The organism is Capnocytophaga cynodegmi DSM 19736, from assembly GCF_000379185.1.
GTDB classification, from domain to species: Bacteria; Bacteroidota; Bacteroidia; order Flavobacteriales; family Flavobacteriaceae; genus Capnocytophaga; species Capnocytophaga cynodegmi.
Window position 1 is genome coordinate 36,828 of the sequence record NZ_KB900706.1, and the last position, 18,348, is coordinate 55,175.

An 18,348-nucleotide genomic window follows, 5' to 3' on the forward strand; every position below is an offset into this window, starting at 1 on the left:
TATTTTAGTTCAAAACAATTGCCGTGATTTTTTCCATTTATCGTAATACATAAATGCCATTTGGTCTATTTTCCACGCTCCATCTTCTAAAACTAAAGTGTAAGTTTTTTTCTCACCGTCTTCCAATGCAACATCTATTTCATATTTTTTGTCATTAATTTTTCGCTCAGACGTGATTACTTGATTGTATTCAGGTGGAATTTGATAAGTTAGTGTCGTGCGTCTGTCTTGTTTTAAGGAAAGTGCCTTTTTTGACAAAAATCTATCCTGAATAGCAATGATTTCGGAGCGTCTTTTCTCGCGTTCTTCCGTTAAATTACACTTTTGCAATTGGGATAAAGCTTCTTCACTTCTGTCATTCAAGAGATGTTGAATTTTAGCTCCCCAAAACTCTTCAAAGTTTTTCATTTCAGTGATAAATTTTTCTAAAACTTCCTTTGCTTCCATAAATTTTATTTTAAAAATCCATTTTCAAAATCTCTTCCACCGAAAGCCCAAATTCTTTTAGGCGGTGATTGAGATTGTTGTACACATAATGTTCTTTCTCGTTTTCTTCTGGGAAACGAGTCGCAACTTGCTTGTAATGTGGAAGTAATGCTTCATTTTTGATTCCACTCAATGCTTGTAAATCAGTCATTACCACAAAAGATTTTTCATCGTATAGCCCTTTTATAAAAATATCCAAGTATTTTTCTTTATTTTTCAGTTGCCCTAAGGTGTAAAAAGCATCTGAACGGATTTTATAATCCTTATTTTCGGTAAAAGGAGCTATCCATTCGCCATAATCCAAGTCCGTTTCTCTCAGCACATAGCCACAAAAGCGGAAAATCTCTTCATCGGTGATGTTTGGCAATTTTTCGCGGATAATTGCTAACAAATCTCGACTATCTTTCTTCTTATTTTGAGAATACCAGACAATATTCTGAAAAAATCGTAATAAATTATGTTCTGCAAGTTGTGAAAAGTACTTTTTGGCTCTTTCAAAGTCAGAAATACACAAAATTGTGACAAAATATTGAAAATAGAAATCCTCTTTTTGTGTATAATTCTCTATTTTATTTAAAATCTCCACAGGGAGAGGTGGTTTTTTGTGACGAAGTCCTAGTAAAGCATCAGTTTTTTCTTCTTTATCAGAAGAATTTTCAAAAATGGAAAGTAATTCTTCTGCACTTCCGCCCATTTGATAGCTAAATCCGTTAGATTGATACAAAATTTCGCCAGAAATTATCTCATCGAGCCATCGTTCGTACCAATCCAAGAAATTTTTCTCAAAAGCGAAGTGTGGTTTTTGAAAATCAATGTCAATATTTACAACTCGTCCGCGATGTTTCCCCTCCAATACAATGGCAGTATCGTAAGTGCAGCCTTGTGTGCCAAAAGTAAGTAGCGAACCGAATATTTTCCCTACTTCCTTATCATAATCTTCATCGGAAATGTTTTCATCATCAAGTTTTGCGACAATTTTATCCCAATTTTCATCGCTCATTTTGGGATAAATTACGCACGGAAAATAAAATCCCTCCTTACTTTCTTTGATACATTTTTCAACGGGATAAATCCCATAGAAAGGAGCGGCACCAGCAAATTGTTTTTCTCTGCCATTGCCAATATACAAAAGAAAACTTCGGAAACAATCAGGGAATGAAATTTTATATTTTTGTTCTAATTGTTGTAATTTTTCTTCTGAAATAGGTTTCCCAAGTTCGTATTTGTGACTTTTTGCACCAAAAACTTTAAGTTCTTTATCAATCTCTTTGGCTTTCTGCAACTTTTGTTTAATTCGGGTGATTTGTTCTTCAAAAAGTATCATATATTTTATTTTAGTGGGGATTAAACTATAGCAAAATCTTCATAAAAAGCTAATTTTTCTCTGCTGAAAGCTATCAAAAGGCGTTTTTCAGGGATTTTTTTCTTTCCAAAACCTCCAAGACTGATGCCCAGCGTTCGGAAAGTGGTGTAATACTTCCCTTCTACAAAATCAGGGTCTATTTCCTTGAGTTTTTCTAATCCTAAACCGAAAATATCGTAATTTTCAATGATAGGCGTGGTATCTTTTGAGCAAATTACCTGATTTAGGATATAATCATTGCCTTGTTTGTCATAAATAAACTCTTGTGCGTGGCGAAATTCGGTAATTCTTCCCATAATATTATCTATTTCTATTCTGGAAGCCTCTCCAAATTGCTCTATAATCTCTTTTTGAGTCTTTCCGAAAGTAAAATCACCCACACTTTTGTAAGATTTGATGATGATTTTATTCATAAGCTAACTTTTTTGACTAATTTGAATGTAAAATTATCATTTATTTCTTTTTTCTTCATCTTTTATCTCTGGAATTTGAATGTTTGGAAGCTCATCGCCCAATTTTTTAGCTAATTGATAATGTGACCAGTTCTCAATCTCCTCTTTTCCGTAGATAATCATTCGTATCTCGATGTCTTTGGTGTCCATATCGCCTAAATACATACGCTGGTGTTCAGGAACTCGCTCGTAAGCCTCTTTCAATTGATTTTTGTTGGTTTCAGTAGGGTTGTTTTTAAATTCATTAAAGGTTTTTTTGCAAAGCACAAAGTATGTTGGTTCGTTATTTAGCTCTCTGAAAGTCTCCTCTAACTCGCTCAATATATCTTCTATATCATTGCTCCACGATTCTTTATCAATAGTGAAACTTCCTAAGCCATAGATGTTTATAATAGTATTTTTAGGTGGATTGGTAATGATTTTTTTCTCTGCTACGAGCTTTTTAAATTCTTCAAAACTTACTTCAAAAGGTGTTTCAAGCCTTGTTATTTGTAAAGTTCGGTCAGCAAAAACCAAAACTTTTACCAAATGATATGTTTTATCCTCTTTATAGAAAAGATTTATCTTTTTTCCGTGTGTTTTTTTATTATTGAATGGCTTTTCTGGGTATTTTTCTTTGTAAATAGTTCCTTCTCCATTCTCTCCGATAGTAATTTCGCCGATTTTTCTTTCAATATAAGTGTAAATATTCTTCCATTGAGGATTCATTTCTCGAATTAGGCTTTCTACATAGTTAATAAAGCTCTTTTTATTAAAAATCCACTCGGAATTTTTAATTTTCCAATTACCCAGATTAAAAATAGAGATATTTTCTCCGTCAGGAATGCTCAAAACCACCCATTCTTGTTTTATTTCATCTTTGAAAATCTCAAAATCGTGGAAATTCCAGCAATAAACTCTTCCATTTTCATAAATATCTAAATCTACGAAGTGATAATCGCCATTTTGGATAATTGCAGGAATGGAAACACCTTGTATTTCTTGTGTTTTGTAAACTTTATTTGAGGGTTTGAATATCATAACGTTTTTATCTTGAAGTTATTTTGATGAAAAAGATTCTTTCTTTGCGAAATTATATAATTTAGAGATAATAAAGTGTGCTTTTTGATTGATTTTTTGTAGTAAGAATAAAGAATTTCGCAGAAAAAAGCTCTCCGCGAAATTCATTGTCGAAACATTGCTTGTATGTTAATCGTCTTCGTGTTTTTCAAGGAAATCATCACTAACTTCATTGAATTTGTCGGCAAGTTTTTGCATTAAGTTATTATTCTCTTTGAGTTGGGCTTGTTCTTCGGGAGTGCCTCTTTTTCCTGCCAATCGCATAGCAATAAGTTTTTGATATCCGTTTTTCATTAGTGCATCGTATGACTCAAAATACTTAATAGCAGCCTTTTGTAGCGTGTCGTCGCCGTTGTAAGCTCCCAATTCGTTTACTTGAGCAATATAATTGGGAATGTTTTTAATCCACTCCAGACGAACCTGTTCGGCACGAGCATAATCCTTGTCGTCCATTGCTTCGTTCATTGCTTCCATATTGTCGAGAGTTACATTGGTAATACAAACAATTTCGTTGTTGTATTCTACTTCGTCATCGAAAGAACCTTTGGCATAGTAAACTCCTTCTTGTTCGTCCCAACCGCCTTCTTGATTTAAGCCTTCAGGGATATTCATCTGGAAGTTATCTCCCATAGCTTTTTTCATTTCTTCTTGCATTTTTTTCATTAAATCTCCAAACATAATTTTTTAGGTTTTAATATTAAACAAATTTTAAATTCTGGAGCAAAGGTATTTTTGCAAGGTAAAAATTCCTAAAAATGAGCGACTACAAAGTGTCTACAACAGAAGAATATTTATATAATGATTGTTTTAAGAATCTCTTTCGATGTTGGAAATCAGGTTTTTAAGTTCTTCTTGTGGGATGCCTCTTTCCCCGATGTACTCGAAAAGCTCAATGACTATTTTTTTATTTTCAGGTTCGGTTTGCATTAAAAGCTGTATGATGTTTCGGTATAGATCAGGGTTTTCGTAGAAGTTATAGCTGTCATAGGTCATTAAGTCGTGTATTTCACGAAAAAAAACTTTTTTGTTGGCTTGTTCAAGAACGGGAACAATATTTTTTACCTCTTTCCACACGGCTAATCGCCAACGAAAATAAGCAGCAAATATTTCTTCAGGGGTTGAAGTGCTTTTGTTCGCAATTTTTTCGTAGCGTTTTTCTTCTTTTTCGGTGCGTTCTTCGGCTAAATCTTTGGCGATAAACTCTAATTCTCGCATTTTTGTACTGGGGACAAAAGTATTTTGAGTCTGGCAATACGGACAAGGAATGTAAGTGGCGATAAAATATATTTCGTTGATATCTAATTTGCCTCCGCATTGCGTACAATGGAAGTTGTCTTTGATTTGGTTGTATTCATCGATGATTTCCTGAAGAGTGATTTCGGGAGATTTTTCTTTCAAATCTTTGAAAGTGTCTTCAGAGAGGTTACGAATTTGGTCTTTCCAGTTTTCAAATTCATCGTGTATTTTCCGAAACCATTTTTCTTTTATATTGCCTTCGGGAGTTTGTTTTTCTCGAATTGTTGGTTCGTGAAACTGAATTTGATTGTCAAAAACCTCTTGAGCTTTGTTGATTATGCTGGTAAATTGCCCCTGAATTCCCATTTTGAAGTTAAAAAAACTTCGTTTGTGAGGGTCAATGTCATCATTATAAAAGTCTTGTACAGAAGATTTTGTTTCTTTTGCAAGTTCGTTGGCACGTTCGGTTAATTTGTTTAAAAAATTCTCGAACCTAATGTGTAATTCTTCCATTTTATATGTGTTTGATGTTCAAATTTTGTTTCTGTAAGGAGGTTAAAACTTTTGGCTATTATCTTCTTTTTTGATGTAAATTCCTTCATCGAGTTTATTACTGATAAATTCATAACCGCAATAGGCACAATGTGTTATTCCTTCGTGTTTTGCTCTTCCTGCTCCACAATTTGGACAATCTTGTGTGTCAAGTTTTGCTTGTTCTGTTTGGAATTTATCATCGCCATATTTTTTCTGCTGTTGTGTTTTTAGTTTCATCTTTTCTACAAAAGATAAATTCTTATTTTCTTCCATTGGTAAGCGATTTTTATTGATATAACATTTTATTCCAGTAAAAATAGAATTAAACGCTGAAATATTTGAATAAAAACTTCGGGAAGTGATTATCCGTGTAATACTCTCCAATGATGTAGCCCAAATGCTCTTTTCCTTCAAAGAAAACACATTCTACTCCATATTCAGTAGGTTGTTTGGCACTTTCATTATAAGTGAAAATTTCTAAGTAATCTTGTCCGCTGACTTGCTTCTGCATTTCTTCTATTGGGAAAATTCTTAATTTGCTAAGGTCTTCTACAAAATCAAGCATTTCGTAAATTTCTTCCAAAAACTCTCCCGAAATATCAAATTTTTCGGTTAAGGTTTTGAAATCCTTTGTTTTGTAGCTTTTTATGAATTCTGAAATAGCGAAATAAATTTCTTCTTTAAGTGTTTGCACATTATTTAATTTTAGAAAAAGTTAATGTAAAATGCTTTTTATTCATTATCAATAGGTTGATTAGTAAGGAGTTTTTGAAATTTAGTGAAATTATCAGCGTGTTTTTCGCAAAACATATCACTGTACCAGGTCCAAACCGAACCGTTGTGTAGATTGATGAACAGAAATCCCTCGTTTAGGCTACCAATCACGAAACCACTTTCTACTTCTTCGGGAGTGATATAACATACATCTTCACGAAAATCAATCATTGAAAAATCCAATTCTGACTTGCTTAACCACTCATAGTTAGCATTGTTTTTATCGTAAGTATTTGAAAGTAATTGGCTTTCTGTCCAAATTTCTACTTCCTCACTAAATTGGTTTTCTGTGTTTGGGTACATTGTCAGCCAAAAATCTTGTTTCTCATAGCTAGTTATGAAATCTAAATATTCCTTTGGAAGTTTTCTTCCTAAATGTTTTGTAATCATATTGTTATATTTTATTTTGAGTTTATTTTTACACCATTTTTTGAAAGTTTATAAATTTACAGTTGTCTGTCCCCACCATTGTTCCTCTCCTGTTTTTGTAATTTTAAAGTAACTGAAGATGAGTGTCCCATCGTGGTATTCCATTGAAGCAATATCGGAAAGGATTTCTCCGTCTTCGTTTTCTTCTGGTTCGTAACCTTCAATGATGATTTCTTCGCCAAATTCCATTGTTTCGGGATTAAACAGAAAATGACGTGCACTATATTCATTGGAAACAATCCAACATTTGTCCGTTATTTTGCTGATTCCTCCATAAGAAAAATCCTCTGGAAATGTGAATGTTTTCAGCGTTTTTAGGTCGGGATAGGAAACTATGAAAATGGTATCTTCATAGAAGTTAAGTAGTAAAGCCTTTGTGTTGTCATCGAATGCAAACAAAAAACATACATCACTTTCTATTTCACGCTGAATTTCTATTTTGTTAGCTTTTGCGGACAAAAAATACTCTTGTGAGCCATCTTGTCCTCCGCAAAAATCAATGGCAACGCTTGTTTTCTCGGGAAGTAACGTAATTATAAAGCTCGAATCGTATATCACATCTTCCATTTGGGCAGAAGCGAGTTGTTTCCCTGTGTAATCGTAAACGAAAATGCTTACTAATTCCTCATTTTCACGACGAACGAGCCAAATCCACTCATTACGCGGGTCGATTTTTGCATAACAGATACTTTCTCTCAGTTCCCAAAGTTTTTGACGTTCGAAATTCCATACTGAAAAGGTTTCATTCTGCTCGTCCCATTTCAGAAGTAGTTTATTCTGCTGGTCAATGTCAAAACTCATCCAGTTTGATATAAAGTTATCAAGATTTATAGTATACTTTGGGTGATAATTCGTTTTTGTAAAATTGCGTATAATCATATTTTTTATTTGTAATTACTTTTTGTTGTAAATAGCTCAAAATTGTTTGTATTTAGGCTCGTTTTGAAGATAACGTAGACAATATTTTCTTGTCTCCGCTTCGCCTCGTGTATGTTCTATTTTCTGATGTAAGGCTTTGACTTTTTCGCTAAAACCTCCAATTTTACGACTGCATAGAACGCGCATTGTTATATAGCCCCAAGAGGTCGGGATTTCGCTTAAAGTTTTCACGTAATCAGCGATTTGCTTATCCATTTTAGCATCTTCCAAAGTGTATAAGAAATTGATTCTTGCCTCAGTGGAATATTTTTCGTTGTAGAAAACCTCTAAAATAGCTTTTTGCACTTTTTCAGATTTTACTAATTTCGGATACAAACGCTTTAAGCCCGTACCTAGACGCAGGGCAATAGTTGCAAGTTCGTATTCGTATTCTTGCTTTGCCCACGAGTCGGCAAGGCGAAACGGCTCTTGAAAATTGTTAAATGCATAATCCACTGCCTCAAAAAAATGTGCTACTAAAGTATCTTCGGTAAAAGATTGATTTTCATCGATAAAGCGATATGACATCGCCGTCATTTTGTGGTCTTTTTCGGTCAATTGTTTCATTTAATTACAAGTTAAAGATTAATTTTATTTTTTTAGAAGCCACGATTTTAAAATTTGCTCAAAATCTCTTCAGCTAATAATTTTCAACATTTATTGAATTTCTTTTGTCAATAGTGTTTCTCCACGATATTTTTTCTCATATTTTATCAAAATGCCATTATGAAAATAGCCAATGTAATAAGCACGCTCGTTTTTTTGTTCAATAGCTTGTTGCTCACTGATTTCTTCATACAAATAGGTAGGTTTAGCGGATTTTTGTTTATGCAAATCGGAACACGATAAGAGAAAACGCTTTTCTATAGTTGTTTTTTGCTCTTTTAATGAGTTTTTTGTCATAATATGGTTGTTTTTACAAGAAATTAAGACTAAGAAAGATAAAATAAGACTAAATTTAATAATTTCCATTTTCTCTTTTTTATAGCGTGAAACTGCTTTTGAGTACCTAATTCTTTTCTATTGAATTTCATAATGTTATTTTTTCTGCAATTCGTTCAGAATCGCTGTTAATTCTTTATTGGAGTGAGTGTAATTGGGCTTTTTCGTTCCGAAATAAACTTCGTATTATTTTATTCCCTTTAATAATTTTTTCAGTGTAAAAATGCTTTTAACTTTTCCAATCGATACTTATTTTACTTTTTTGTTGAATTTAATAGCTAAAATTTCATCACTCTCTTCTGGAGCTATTTTGTAATCAATAGCCACAACTCCATCGCCCCAGCAATCGATGCTGGCGATAATTAGTTCGTTTACAAATGTTGTTACATCAAGCTTAAGCTCGTTGTAGTGGAAGTCAATAAAATAAAGATGTTTTATCACTCTTTTGCATAAGTTCATCTGTTTTAATTATGAGTTATTTCCAAATTTTCGCAACAATTTCTTCTATTGATAATTCGTGCCAATTACCGTTTTTATCTTTTTGGCTGTTGAAAAAATCTGGCTTGTATCGCTTAAAATTCAACTCCAAAAACTGACGAAAATAATTATGACTGTAAAACATATAGGGCATAAACCGCTCCTGAAATTGATTTTCACATTCAAATTCATTATTGCGAATGATAGTAACAAAGGCTTGTAAATCATCACGCGTAAGGTTGTCGTGTTTTTGGGCTTCGGGCATCGCCAAATCAAACGCAAAAACCTCAATGCCATTGCTTTCCCACCATTCCCATAGCCAAGTTTCGGACAAATCTTTGCCTGTCAACTCACTTAAATAAGCCTCCATTGCTTTGTATTCGGCATCAAAAACCGCTTCTGGGGTATCATCAGGCTGAGCATCCCAAAAGGTTTCATAATCTTGCAATCTCTTTAAAATCAGAGGGTAAAGTTTTTCTGTGGTTGCCCAGTCGGGACGTAATTCTTGCCGAAGTGTCTTCATATTTTTTAATTTATTATGTATTAGATATTCACACTTATTATTTTTTTATCTCCTGATGCGTGAGCAATTGCCAAAATTAGTTGCTTTTCTTCAAAAAAATGAAGAATAGATGTGCTTTTAGGTGCAGTGATTTCATTAATTATGCTTTCTTTTTTGATAGAAAACTGCCAAATTTTGCTACCTCCGATTAAAAATAATGAATTTTCATCGTTTGAAAGCATAATTTCATTAAAATCAAACTCAAAATAGTATGTTTTCTGTTGTTTTTCGGCAGAAACGATTAAAATTTGGTTTAAAGGGTTGAGTGTGTCGGTATTCATACCGCCTGTTTTAAATTGTCCTAATTGAAAATAAAAATTTCCTTTTTTATCCTTCGTCCCCTTGTGAAAAGTTTGTGTTTCCAGTACAATTTCCAAACTATTGTTTGGTAAATTATAACGTTGTACAACGCCATTTTTTGAGCTGAAAATCAGATAATTGTCTGTATCTTCTTTGATGATATTACAACACCAATCATTTTTGGTTACTTTCTTTTTTAAAAGTTTGTTTTGTTGATGATTAAACACAGAGATTGTTTTACCTACGTAATTCATCATTATAAAATTGCCCATATCATCACTTTGCATAAAATCGGTATATTTGGGTATGCTTTTATCAAATTTTTCTTCGATTTGTAGTGTTTCTCGATTGATTTTGAATATTTTACTATCTGCTATAGCAAAGATAGATTTGCCTTCAGGCGAAAAATACAGACATCGAACCATACTGCGTATCAACACATTAGCGGTCTCTTTACCTGAAAGAAAAGAAATTCTACGCAATCGCATTGAGCTATACATCGAAGTCCAGCCGTCTGCCAGATAAAATTCATCAGGAGAGAAAGGGTCAGTGGTTGGAGGAAGGATTCCCACAATACTATTTTTAAATGTTGTTTCCCAGAGGATTTTCATACGCTATGAAAGTTTTTGATTTTGTGTTATTTATTTTGTAGTTTTTTTATTGCATCTTGATTGACCAAGTTTGCTGGTAATTTTTTGTAAAAATTCAATTTTTGTTCGTCTGTCCATCGAGTGTTGTTATTGAGCATAATAGGAATGTTGTATTTGCTTACGGCTTCAGGTTTGTAGGCTATCCACTTTTCTATTATTGCTTCGGTGATGGGAATTTGCAAAAGGTTAAGAGCATCAATGTAGAGTGAAGCCCCCTTTTCTGCTTTTTCCCGTTTCAAGAAATATGTAGCTAATTTTTCTTTAATAAATTGATTTTTAAAATTTTTAGGAAGTAAAGCCTGTAATATTTGGTCATATGATTCATACGCAGCCGCCACTCCCGCACTCAGCGAGAAGTATGTTTGCAATGCAATTTTTTCAGGTACTATTTCGGTAAGTATTTCCAGCCATCGCTCGTCCAAATTCTCCTTAATTTCTCTGCTGAAATAGGTGCTTGTGTCGTTTCTCTCATCGTAATAGTTGCCCCATTGAGCTATGGTAGTGTGTTTTTCAGTTTTCTTGTTGAAATATAAAAGTGCCAGTGCATCAAGTATATATGTTTTTTCTTTCGAGAGAAGAAGAGGCGAATATTTTTCGAAAAGAACTTCTGCCTTTTCAGTAAAAAATGAAGCGACCATTTTTGCTGTGAGCCAATTTTCTCCGTATTTTTGGGTAAGTTCGTCTGCCAAAGTTATCAAACGCTGGTCTGGATTTCTGATGATGGAGAGTGCGAGGGTTTGAGGAAAAATTTTCTTTTTGGTTTCTTTGGTAAAGGTATAAAAATTAAAATGCTGATTAATAGATGATTTGAAATTGAAAGAAGCAAACTTATCGTTGTTTTCAGCCAAAAGTCGGTAGATATTTCGCATTTTTTCACTTGCTTTACCCAATATTAAGGAAAGAAATCTTTGAAAATCCTCGAAATTATCAACTGATAAGCAATAACTTTTTTCATTTTGAAATAATTTGGTGAAAAACGTGTGAATTTCCTCTGCCACTAAGTCCGAAACCATATCCGAAGTGCCGTGTAATAAGATTTTTTCTCCTTTACTTTTGGATTTGAGTAGTTTTTTGAAGATTGGTAAAGCCTCTGCTACATCAAATCTTATCAGTCCTTGCAAAGCATATTCCTTGTTGTAACCTTTTTCATTTTCTGCAAGATGCAGTAACACAGGAATGTTTTTCGCATCATTTGCTAAGTTTTTTATAAAATCTAATTTCTCGCCACCTTTTAGTTTCGCGATTTTGTTTAATGTTTCTTGCATATTTCCTTTTTTTATTCAAATTTTTATCTTCACTCTTTTACATTTCGCTTAAAATTTGTTTAGCATAGGGCTTCATATATTTATCTGAAATTAAAATAGTTAAAATTTCTTTTTTAGCGTCACTGGGTAATTTTTCAATAGCAGATAAGGCGTTGTGTCGCAAATTTTCGTCTTCATCACTATCACAAACAATTGATTTTGCTAATATTACAAGTGGTTGATAATCAGTAAAGTTTTTTAAAGCCATTACCGCATAATTTTTTACCAAATAATCTTCTTGATTAGTAATGATATGCTCCAAACTTTGGGCGATTTTGTCTTTCTTTTGGTTTGGAATTTCATAAAGACCAATGATTTTCAGTGCTTCAATTCGTGCTAAATCATATTCTGATTCGTTTGCGATAATTGCGTTGAAAAAATCCCATTTTTCATAAGTTTCTTCGTATTCAACTTCTCTGATAAAATCATATTTTTGGTCATCTTTTAAAGCATTTAGCTTTTCTAAAAAAGTATTTGTCATAATTGTCTCTTTTTTTAATTAAAGTCGAAAGTCTTCGACATAATTTTTTAATATATTTTACTAAAGTCTTTCTAAAAATTATTCTTGATAATCAATAATTTGAATTGATGTATTTTGCGAGTACAGGTAGTTTTCCAGTTCTTCCAGATATTGCCAAACATCAGCTGTACTCCACTGGCAAATATAAATACCATCACTTTCGATTATGAGACTGACATTGGGGAGCTTCCCGTGATTGTCAGAATGCCGAAAATCCCAAAATAACTGTTCTTTTACCCAATATTTTCGCTCAAAATAGTCATTTTTTGATAAAATTTGTTCTATTTCAGAGATTTGTTTGGGTGTTAGTTTTGCTCGTATTTTGTATTCAAATCCCATTTCTTGAAGTCTATTCTTGTTCCACTATCTCGGATTTGGACAATAATTCATCAAAGCAATCAGCAATTTTTCCCACGCTGCCTTCGTCTAACCAATATTTCCAAACAGACATATTGTCTTGAATATCAAAATATAAACGAACGCCATCACTGCCGTCAGCGAATAAAAATCCATTGGCTACTCGCTCTCTCGGAAGTGTTTCTGAGCTATCGTTTCGTTTAACTAATTCGGGTTTGGGTTGTTTGTGAGTATTATCTTGTGTCCATTGCTGCAAATATTGCCATTCTTGCAAATCACTTTTCGTGTCTATTGAACTAGAAAGGCGATTAATATTTCTGATATCTATTTCTTTTTCCCTGTATTCTAATACGCAAAATGATTCAAACTCGCTCATCAATTTTTTGTAAGATTCTGGAAATGTTATATTTAATTTGTTTTCAATTTCTTTTAAAAAATGTGTGTTCATATTTTGTCTCTTTTTCTTTAAAATTATTTATTCTTTTTCATAACTAAGCGGTAGAGCCAATTCTTCAAATATTTGTTTGGCTTTTTCCGAAATAAATATGCCTAATCTGTTGCCATTTTTTTGTGTAAAATTAAATGTAGTTTTACACTATAAATATTCATAATATCTTTTTTCAATTATTGAAACTTTTTATTTTTACGGACTTTTCAAAACCTAAATTTCAGTAAATCTTAAAATCCTCATCTTCAAACTTGTTTCCAATTGGTTCTAAGTTAATCATTTGTAAAAAATCACAGAAATTGTCAGCATATTTTTCGCAATGATAAAGGGTAATCTCATTTTTCCAGTCCGAATCATCACTAAAATGCCAAATTGAGCCGTTGTGCAGATTGATAAAAACATTACCTTCATAAGTATCAGCTATTGTAAAGCAGGTTTTCACTTCATCAACAGAAATTGGCTCTTCTGGGTGTAAGGGTTTTACCTTTTCAAACGCATAATCGCCTTTACTAATCCATTCATACCAATAAGAGTTTTTATCATAACTATCTGACAATAAGCCTCTCTTGGTGTAAAGATTGATTTTCTTGTTATTATGATATGTATTATTAAAATAGTACATCTGAAAATTTTCTTTTGAATTGATTTTTTCAATAAATTCCAAATAGTCTTCTGGAATGGTTCTACCTAAGTGTTTTGTAATCATATTTTTAGTTTTTTGAATTTCAAATTTATCGTTTTTTCATTTTTGGTCGGAAAGAAGTTTTTTTGTCAAAACCCTTGTTTTCAATTTTCTGTTCGTTGGGAACTTCGGGTGATTTTTCGGTTTGAGATTTTAAATTGGACAAAAACTGCACGATGTTTTGCCACATAAAATCAGCATCGATATAAATCCCAGCCTGAGCCAAAAACGGATTGGAATCCAATAATATAGATGAGTCGTGCCAGAGTCTTCTAAGTAGCAACAGCGGTTTTTGTGAAAAATCTTCCCATTGTAATTTATTTCCTGTACCCGTTGGAATGTTTTCTACACCATAGATGTTTTTGGCTCTGCTTTGATGAAATTGCTCGTATAGTGAATAATTATTTTTGGTATATAAATACGAAGTAATGGTGATACTTTTGCCATTTTTGAGTTTGAAATCATCACTTCCCAAAAAATAATCAGAATATGCATCCAAATCCGTCACATTTTCCAAGTCAAAATGCGTGTAAATATGGCTTTCAGTTGAAAAAATATGCACCAACTCATTGCCTACATACAGCACGGAATGTAAAGCATCAATATCAGTTGGTTCTTTAAAAATGTTTTTATTTATAAGCAGCCCATTTTTAATGAGTAAAACAGGGTCACGGCGGTCGAAGATAAGCGTCTCATCTATTCCGTATTCGGCAACTTTCCAATCGTAAAAATCTTTGAATTGACTGATAATTTTCATTTTTCTGTTGTAAAATGTTATGAGACAAAAATAGCCCAATTTTTTTCAGAAATAAGAAATTGGGCGTCTACAAAGTGTCTACAAAATATAAAAACACATTTTTTATTTCACGATTTCCAAAGAATAGATTTTCCCATTTTTAATATCAAAAGCCATTGTTTTTGTTTCTGCTCTGATAGCTCCGTTTTTTGTTTTTATCACAAAACCTGTACGAACTGCAAAATAATTTTTATTATTGGTAAGTTGTTTTTGCCACAGATATTTAGTTTCGGTATTTTCTTGGATTATTTTCTGAAAAAATGTTTTTATTTTCTCAATTCCGATGTGTTCTTCTCCTTTGTCGGAAACAATTTCTCCTTTTTCGTCGAAAAGATTGCATAAATCATCTAAAATTATAGGATTTTGAACGAGAATTTCCAATTTTTCGAAAAAATCAGCTACTAAATCGTGTAGTTTTTGTATTGTGTTGGGTTGGTATTTTGGGTGAAAAACAATCAATTTTCCATTGGGATATTCGCCTTTCCAGCCACAAGGGAACGCCCCTTTTTTGTATGCTTTGAAAATCATATTCCAAAGAAGATTGTTTTGCCTGTGCTTTATATTCAGATAACAATTGAGCAAATCATATTCTACTTCGTTATAATAGGTTTCATAACCAGCTTTTTGCAATTTTTGTAGAATATCTTTTTGTATGTATTTCCATTGCTTTTCTTCATCCTGATTTCGTGGAAAATCCCAGTCCAAGTCGTTTTTTTCTTGTAAATCAAGCCAAACTTGCTCAACATCATCATTGTACAGATAAATTTCGGCTTTTTGTTGGTCGGTTAAAATTTCCCAATCATCGTTTTCAATCGGGTCAAATTCAAATAACTTGTTGTTTATCAAATTAATAATTGATTTCATATTTTTAAATTCGTTTTCTTTCTAAGGGTGTATTTTGTAAAATATTTTGGAGTGCCACAAACGGATTTTCGCCATACAAAATAAGTTCATCTCCTTCAATATGAAAGGCATAAACTGCTCCACTTTCATCGGAAAACAAATCGTACCAACCTGACTTCGTTGTTCCGAGTGGAAATATTTGTTTTTCAAGCAGTTTTTCTGCGTATTCCGTTTGGCTCTTTGGAAAATATTTCATCAAGTGTTCTAAATTAAATTCGGTAATATGTCCTTTGTGTGAAATTTGCTGACCATTGAAATAGCAGAAAAATAGCACAACTTCTTTCGGAACAGACTCATAACCTGCATTTTGATAAAGACTGATGATTCGTTCTTCTCGTTCAGAAAAGATTTCTTTTGGGATTTTTCGTTCGATTTCAACTCCAATTTTGGAAAGTAAATTTTGTAAGGATTGCGAAAACATAATAGATGTTTTTTAGTTATTTGATTGAGGCATATTGTTGTAAAAATTTGATGATTTCGTTTGCTTTTGAGGAGAAAAGTTTCTGAAATTTCATTCGAATTTCGCCTGTATCCAAATTGAAATACACCCAACCGCCAATATTTTGCAAAACGCACTTAGGTTGGTAATTTTCTTCTCCGAAAATCATATCAATTGTATAGTTTTTTTTGAATTTTTTATAGAGAATGTTTATTTTTTCGAGTGTCAAGTCCGAAAATTCTCCTTCAATTTGGAAAAATCGCCAATCATTCTGATAAAAAGAGTCAAAATAGAGTTTTTTAAGATGATACTCATTTTTGTACCAATTAATTATTTCCCAAAGACTAATAAACGATTTGGGATATTCGGAATGACGAGGTAGGAGCAAGTAAGGCGAATTCTCATCGTTAAGAGCAAGGATTATATCGCCATCAATGGTTTTGGCAATCATCACACTACGGAGAGCCTTTTGTTGTAATGTTTCGTTCCATTCCCAAAGGTCTAAATATTGAGCAAAATTGTTCTTTATAAAATTCTCATCAGGTATTTCAAAAAGTAATAATTCATTGAGATTTCCGTAACCATAATCTGCTAAAAATATTTTGTAATCTTTTGGTAAAGAATATTTAGCCAAATTTTCTACATTGTAAATTTCAGCTTCACTCACTGAATGTGCTTCCCCAATGTAATAGATGTTGTTTTTCATATGCAAGATTTAATGAATGGAATTATTTTAAATTTTCTAATAAGTCCGTAAAATTTTTAGCTAAAATGCCTGATTTTTCGTCAATTTCACCGGAATTATGGTCGAAATAATATATTTTTCCGTCATTTTTCATCAAAAAATAGTTTCCTGAAGGGTCTGTTGCTATAGGTAAGCCTTTTGAAGCAAACTCCTCCAACAAATCTACAATGGAATTATATTTATAATCTGATTTTAGAGATAAAAAATGGTCAATAACCTTGCTTTTTATTCGTGATTTAGAAGGAATTCCACCGTTCTGCTTCAAGAGAAAATCAAAATAATCTTTTGGAAGATTAAAATTTATTTTTTCTTCTAATTTACATGTCATTTCAGTAGAAATTTCTGCGGTTTGATGGGCATTTATGAGGTTTCGCGTTGTTCTTTTGTCCAATTTCAGGTTGAAACGTTTCATATATTCCAACTTTTCAGGACTCAATCCGTATTTTTCAAATTTTATTTTCATTTTTATCTAAAAGAAGTTTTCAGGATTACTAATTCTTGTATTAAATCTTTTAACCAATCGTTAAAGTTCATAAAATCAGTGTCTTCTTCCCAGTATTCGGGTGGAATGTCAGCATAAAAAACACCAAAATTATTTTCTTGTTTTTCAATCAAAAATCCCATTGGATGTCCGTTATCCGAACCAATGATTAGAAATGAAGGAAATAAATCTACGCCAGTTCCTTCAAATACCTGCCTTGACCAATCAAATATTTCATCAGGAGGTAAAAAATCAATTCCTAAACCATATTCCGTTCCAAAAAGCGTACACGCTCCCACAGAAAGCAGAAATTCTTTGTAATCAGTTGGAAATGTGATGTTATGTAGCTTTTCAAATTGAGTTATTTCTTCTTCGCTAACAGGTCGCTTTAATTCAAAACGATGTTTATCATTCCCATACGGAATCATTTCACCCTTGCTTTTTGAAATTAATTGGTTAATATTTTCGAACAATTTTGAATTCATAAAATGATTTTTTAATTTTTTACAATATTAAACGTTCCCTTATTAAAAACCTAAAAGTGTGTGTCTACAATGTGTCTACAAATGAGACTTATTTTAGATATTTTTCTTATAGACTTTGTTTTTCCCAGTTACCTCGTTTACGCTGACAATCATCTATTTGCCAAGAATTATCTTTTTGCTTTATCATCAAAAATCGGTCTTGGAAAATATCGGCGTTGGTGTAAATATAGATTCGGTTTTTAGAAATAATTTCAATATCAACAATTTGGTGTTCTCCATAAGAACCTCCTTTCGTTGTAGACCAATGATATCGGTCGTTGTTGTGATGTTTTTTTGTTGCATATTTTTGGTAAAGTTGCTTCACTTTAGATGTTATTTCGTTTTCGTCTCCTTTGTTAAAATTAATGTCGGCAAATTGCTCCCATTCTGCCATTGCTTTGAAAAATGCTAACAAATGATTTTTAGCTCTTTCTATTTCTGTTTCACTCAATGTCGCAGAGGTTTTCTTTTTGGCAAAATTTCTTTGCATTTGTTTGAAAAATTCCATTTGTTCAGCAGAAAATTTGGTATGAGAAACGGGTTTGAGTTTTTTATTGTCCGCCACCGCCAAAAGTCCTTCAAAAGTTATCTTTGTACCATCAATTCGCAAGGTGGTAAGTTTCGGAATTTTAGTTATGATTTTCAGGGTGTTGTCGTCTACTTTGGTTTTTTCGATACCGATACAATCAAGTTTTGGGTGATTTTCAAAATGAATAAAACCTTCGCCTGTGATTTTCGTTTCACCCAGCCAAAGTAGCCCAAGTTTAGGTAATGTTGCCAGATACTCAAGGGCTTTGTCTGTAATATCTGTGCCTTCCAAACCTACATTGACGAGTGATTTGCATTTACAGATTTCCTGTACATCATCATCTGTTATTGGTTTGTATTTCAATGAAATGCCTTTATTTTTGCTTTTGCCAATTTCTATGGCTTCAGGGTGTAAATTACTCATATTCTGTGTGTTTAT

Annotated in this window: 27 protein-coding genes; all 27 read right to left on the bottom strand. The window is 32.6% G+C overall.

Going from position 1 to position 18,348, the window contains the following annotated elements:
* Positions 1-9 precede the first annotated feature (9 nt).
* Positions 10-447 (bottom strand): NTF2 fold immunity protein, encoded by a 438-nt coding sequence (locus tag YW9_RS0102955; RefSeq protein WP_018278692.1) that lies wholly within the window; start codon positions 445-447, stop codon positions 10-12.
* Between the two features lie 10 nt (positions 448-457).
* Positions 458-1,810 (bottom strand): SMI1/KNR4 family protein, encoded by a 1,353-nt coding sequence (locus YW9_RS0102960; protein ID WP_018278693.1) that lies wholly within the window; start codon positions 1,808-1,810, stop codon positions 458-460.
* A 20-nt stretch (positions 1,811-1,830) separates the two neighbouring features.
* Positions 1,831-2,262 carry a hypothetical protein gene (locus tag YW9_RS0102965; protein WP_018278694.1) on the bottom strand — a complete coding sequence of 144 codons (432 nt, stop codon included), beginning with the start codon at positions 2,260-2,262 and terminating at the stop codon, positions 1,831-1,833.
* A 36-nt stretch (positions 2,263-2,298) separates the two neighbouring features.
* Positions 2,299-3,321 (bottom strand): DUF7638 domain-containing protein, encoded by a 1,023-nt coding sequence (locus tag YW9_RS12450; RefSeq protein ID WP_018278695.1) that lies wholly within the window; start codon positions 3,319-3,321, stop codon positions 2,299-2,301.
* Positions 3,322-3,489: 168 nt separating this feature from the next.
* The gene (locus tag YW9_RS0102975) at positions 3,490-4,038 is read right to left on the bottom strand and encodes an LIC11966 family surface protein (protein WP_018278696.1); all 549 of its coding nucleotides are present in this window, start codon (positions 4,036-4,038) and stop codon (positions 3,490-3,492) included.
* A 129-nt stretch (positions 4,039-4,167) separates the two neighbouring features.
* Positions 4,168-5,109: a hypothetical protein gene (locus YW9_RS0102980; protein ID WP_018278697.1), complete on the bottom strand. Its 942-nt coding sequence runs from the start codon at positions 5,107-5,109 to the stop codon at positions 4,168-4,170.
* 42 nt (positions 5,110-5,151) lie between these two features.
* Positions 5,152-5,403: an eL43 family ribosomal protein gene (locus YW9_RS0102985; RefSeq protein WP_026193771.1), complete on the bottom strand. Its 252-nt coding sequence runs from the start codon at positions 5,401-5,403 to the stop codon at positions 5,152-5,154.
* A gap of 49 nt (positions 5,404-5,452) precedes the next feature.
* Positions 5,453-5,824 (bottom strand): hypothetical protein, encoded by a 372-nt coding sequence (locus YW9_RS0102990; RefSeq protein ID WP_018278699.1) that lies wholly within the window; start codon positions 5,822-5,824, stop codon positions 5,453-5,455.
* Between the two features lie 38 nt (positions 5,825-5,862).
* On the bottom strand, positions 5,863-6,294 hold the full coding sequence (locus tag YW9_RS0102995; RefSeq protein ID WP_018278700.1) for a hypothetical protein: 432 nt from the start codon (positions 6,292-6,294) through the stop codon (positions 5,863-5,865).
* Positions 6,295-6,342: 48 nt separating this feature from the next.
* A complete protein-coding gene (locus tag YW9_RS0103000; RefSeq protein WP_018278701.1) occupies positions 6,343-7,212 on the bottom strand; it encodes a hypothetical protein in 870 nt (289 codons plus the stop codon).
* 36 nt (positions 7,213-7,248) lie between these two features.
* Positions 7,249-7,818 (bottom strand): hypothetical protein, encoded by a 570-nt coding sequence (locus tag YW9_RS0103005; protein WP_018278702.1) that lies wholly within the window; start codon positions 7,816-7,818, stop codon positions 7,249-7,251.
* A gap of 90 nt (positions 7,819-7,908) precedes the next feature.
* Complete coding sequence (locus YW9_RS12455) at positions 7,909-8,154, bottom strand: hypothetical protein (RefSeq protein WP_018278703.1); 246 nt, start codon at positions 8,152-8,154, stop codon at positions 7,909-7,911.
* 288 nt (positions 8,155-8,442) lie between these two features.
* Positions 8,443-8,652, bottom strand: a complete 210-nt coding sequence (locus YW9_RS0103015; RefSeq protein WP_018278704.1) for a hypothetical protein — start codon at positions 8,650-8,652, stop codon at positions 8,443-8,445.
* Positions 8,653-8,668: 16 nt separating this feature from the next.
* Positions 8,669-9,193, bottom strand: a complete 525-nt coding sequence (locus tag YW9_RS0103020) for a hypothetical protein (protein WP_018278705.1) — start codon at positions 9,191-9,193, stop codon at positions 8,669-8,671.
* Between the two features lie 20 nt (positions 9,194-9,213).
* Complete coding sequence (locus YW9_RS0103025; protein WP_018278706.1) at positions 9,214-10,143, bottom strand: hypothetical protein; 930 nt, start codon at positions 10,141-10,143, stop codon at positions 9,214-9,216.
* Positions 10,144-10,169: 26 nt separating this feature from the next.
* Entirely contained in the window at positions 10,170-11,447 is a 1,278-nt protein-coding gene (locus YW9_RS0103030) for a hypothetical protein (protein ID WP_018278707.1), read from the bottom strand.
* 37 nt (positions 11,448-11,484) lie between these two features.
* Positions 11,485-11,967, bottom strand: a complete 483-nt coding sequence (locus tag YW9_RS0103035) for a HEAT repeat domain-containing protein (RefSeq protein ID WP_018278708.1) — start codon at positions 11,965-11,967, stop codon at positions 11,485-11,487.
* A gap of 78 nt (positions 11,968-12,045) precedes the next feature.
* Entirely contained in the window at positions 12,046-12,345 is a 300-nt protein-coding gene (locus YW9_RS0103040; protein ID WP_018278709.1) for a hypothetical protein, read from the bottom strand.
* A 10-nt stretch (positions 12,346-12,355) separates the two neighbouring features.
* Entirely contained in the window at positions 12,356-12,811 is a 456-nt protein-coding gene (locus tag YW9_RS0103045; RefSeq protein ID WP_018278710.1) for an SMI1/KNR4 family protein, read from the bottom strand.
* A 220-nt stretch (positions 12,812-13,031) separates the two neighbouring features.
* Positions 13,032-13,517, bottom strand: coding sequence for a hypothetical protein (locus YW9_RS0103050; RefSeq protein WP_018278711.1), 486 nt, complete (start codon positions 13,515-13,517; stop codon positions 13,032-13,034).
* 25 nt (positions 13,518-13,542) lie between these two features.
* Positions 13,543-14,250, bottom strand: coding sequence for a hypothetical protein (locus tag YW9_RS0103055; protein WP_018278712.1), 708 nt, complete (start codon positions 14,248-14,250; stop codon positions 13,543-13,545).
* Between the two features lie 102 nt (positions 14,251-14,352).
* A complete protein-coding gene (locus tag YW9_RS12460; RefSeq protein ID WP_018278713.1) occupies positions 14,353-15,153 on the bottom strand; it encodes a hypothetical protein in 801 nt (266 codons plus the stop codon).
* Positions 15,154-15,157: 4 nt separating this feature from the next.
* Positions 15,158-15,613, bottom strand: a complete 456-nt coding sequence (locus tag YW9_RS0103065; RefSeq protein ID WP_018278714.1) for an SUKH-3 domain-containing protein — start codon at positions 15,611-15,613, stop codon at positions 15,158-15,160.
* A gap of 16 nt (positions 15,614-15,629) precedes the next feature.
* Positions 15,630-16,337: an SMI1/KNR4 family protein gene (locus tag YW9_RS0103070; RefSeq protein WP_018278715.1), complete on the bottom strand. Its 708-nt coding sequence runs from the start codon at positions 16,335-16,337 to the stop codon at positions 15,630-15,632.
* Positions 16,338-16,359: 22 nt separating this feature from the next.
* A complete protein-coding gene (locus YW9_RS0103075) occupies positions 16,360-16,839 on the bottom strand; it encodes an SMI1/KNR4 family protein (RefSeq protein WP_018278716.1) in 480 nt (159 codons plus the stop codon).
* A 2-nt stretch (positions 16,840-16,841) separates the two neighbouring features.
* Positions 16,842-17,342, bottom strand: a complete 501-nt coding sequence (locus YW9_RS0103080) for an SMI1/KNR4 family protein (RefSeq protein ID WP_018278717.1) — start codon at positions 17,340-17,342, stop codon at positions 16,842-16,844.
* 106 nt (positions 17,343-17,448) lie between these two features.
* Positions 17,449-18,333: an NTF2 fold immunity protein gene (locus YW9_RS0103085; RefSeq protein ID WP_018278718.1), complete on the bottom strand. Its 885-nt coding sequence runs from the start codon at positions 18,331-18,333 to the stop codon at positions 17,449-17,451.
* Between the last annotated feature and the right edge of the window lie 15 nt (positions 18,334-18,348).

Excerpts from the sequence above, each read along its gene's own strand:
- YW9_RS0102955 (WP_018278692.1), bottom strand. The coding sequence starts at position 447 with ATGGAAGCAAAGGAAGTTTTAGAAAAATTTATCACTGAAATGAAAAAC.
- YW9_RS0102960 (WP_018278693.1), bottom strand. The coding sequence starts at position 1,810 with ATGATACTTTTTGAAGAACAAATCACCCGAATTAAACAAAAGTTGCAG.
- YW9_RS0102965 (WP_018278694.1), bottom strand. The coding sequence starts at position 2,262 with ATGAATAAAATCATCATCAAATCTTACAAAAGTGTGGGTGATTTTACT.
- YW9_RS12450 (WP_018278695.1), bottom strand. The coding sequence starts at position 3,321 with ATGATATTCAAACCCTCAAATAAAGTTTACAAAACACAAGAAATACAA.
- YW9_RS0102975 (WP_018278696.1), bottom strand. The coding sequence starts at position 4,038 with ATGTTTGGAGATTTAATGAAAAAAATGCAAGAAGAAATGAAAAAAGCT.
- YW9_RS0102980 (WP_018278697.1), bottom strand. The coding sequence starts at position 5,109 with ATGGAAGAATTACACATTAGGTTCGAGAATTTTTTAAACAAATTAACC.
- YW9_RS0102985 (WP_026193771.1), bottom strand. The coding sequence starts at position 5,403 with ATGGAAGAAAATAAGAATTTATCTTTTGTAGAAAAGATGAAACTAAAA.
- YW9_RS0102995 (WP_018278700.1), bottom strand. The coding sequence starts at position 6,294 with ATGATTACAAAACATTTAGGAAGAAAACTTCCAAAGGAATATTTAGAT.
- YW9_RS0103000 (WP_018278701.1), bottom strand. The coding sequence starts at position 7,212 with ATGATTATACGCAATTTTACAAAAACGAATTATCACCCAAAGTATACT.
- YW9_RS0103005 (WP_018278702.1), bottom strand. The coding sequence starts at position 7,818 with ATGAAACAATTGACCGAAAAAGACCACAAAATGACGGCGATGTCATAT.
- YW9_RS12455 (WP_018278703.1), bottom strand. The coding sequence starts at position 8,154 with ATGACAAAAAACTCATTAAAAGAGCAAAAAACAACTATAGAAAAGCGT.
- YW9_RS0103015 (WP_018278704.1), bottom strand. The coding sequence starts at position 8,652 with ATGAACTTATGCAAAAGAGTGATAAAACATCTTTATTTTATTGACTTC.
- YW9_RS0103020 (WP_018278705.1), bottom strand. The coding sequence starts at position 9,193 with ATGAAGACACTTCGGCAAGAATTACGTCCCGACTGGGCAACCACAGAA.
- YW9_RS0103025 (WP_018278706.1), bottom strand. The coding sequence starts at position 10,143 with ATGAAAATCCTCTGGGAAACAACATTTAAAAATAGTATTGTGGGAATC.
- YW9_RS0103030 (WP_018278707.1), bottom strand. The coding sequence starts at position 11,447 with ATGCAAGAAACATTAAACAAAATCGCGAAACTAAAAGGTGGCGAGAAA.
- YW9_RS0103035 (WP_018278708.1), bottom strand. The coding sequence starts at position 11,967 with ATGACAAATACTTTTTTAGAAAAGCTAAATGCTTTAAAAGATGACCAA.
- YW9_RS0103040 (WP_018278709.1), bottom strand. The coding sequence starts at position 12,345 with ATGGGATTTGAATACAAAATACGAGCAAAACTAACACCCAAACAAATC.
- YW9_RS0103045 (WP_018278710.1), bottom strand. The coding sequence starts at position 12,811 with ATGAACACACATTTTTTAAAAGAAATTGAAAACAAATTAAATATAACA.
- YW9_RS0103050 (WP_018278711.1), bottom strand. The coding sequence starts at position 13,517 with ATGATTACAAAACACTTAGGTAGAACCATTCCAGAAGACTATTTGGAA.
- YW9_RS0103055 (WP_018278712.1), bottom strand. The coding sequence starts at position 14,250 with ATGAAAATTATCAGTCAATTCAAAGATTTTTACGATTGGAAAGTTGCC.
- YW9_RS12460 (WP_018278713.1), bottom strand. The coding sequence starts at position 15,153 with ATGAAATCAATTATTAATTTGATAAACAACAAGTTATTTGAATTTGAC.
- YW9_RS0103065 (WP_018278714.1), bottom strand. The coding sequence starts at position 15,613 with ATGTTTTCGCAATCCTTACAAAATTTACTTTCCAAAATTGGAGTTGAA.
- YW9_RS0103070 (WP_018278715.1), bottom strand. The coding sequence starts at position 16,337 with ATGAAAAACAACATCTATTACATTGGGGAAGCACATTCAGTGAGTGAA.
- YW9_RS0103075 (WP_018278716.1), bottom strand. The coding sequence starts at position 16,839 with ATGAAAATAAAATTTGAAAAATACGGATTGAGTCCTGAAAAGTTGGAA.
- YW9_RS0103080 (WP_018278717.1), bottom strand. The coding sequence starts at position 17,342 with ATGAATTCAAAATTGTTCGAAAATATTAACCAATTAATTTCAAAAAGC.
- YW9_RS0103085 (WP_018278718.1), bottom strand. The coding sequence starts at position 18,333 with ATGAGTAATTTACACCCTGAAGCCATAGAAATTGGCAAAAGCAAAAAT.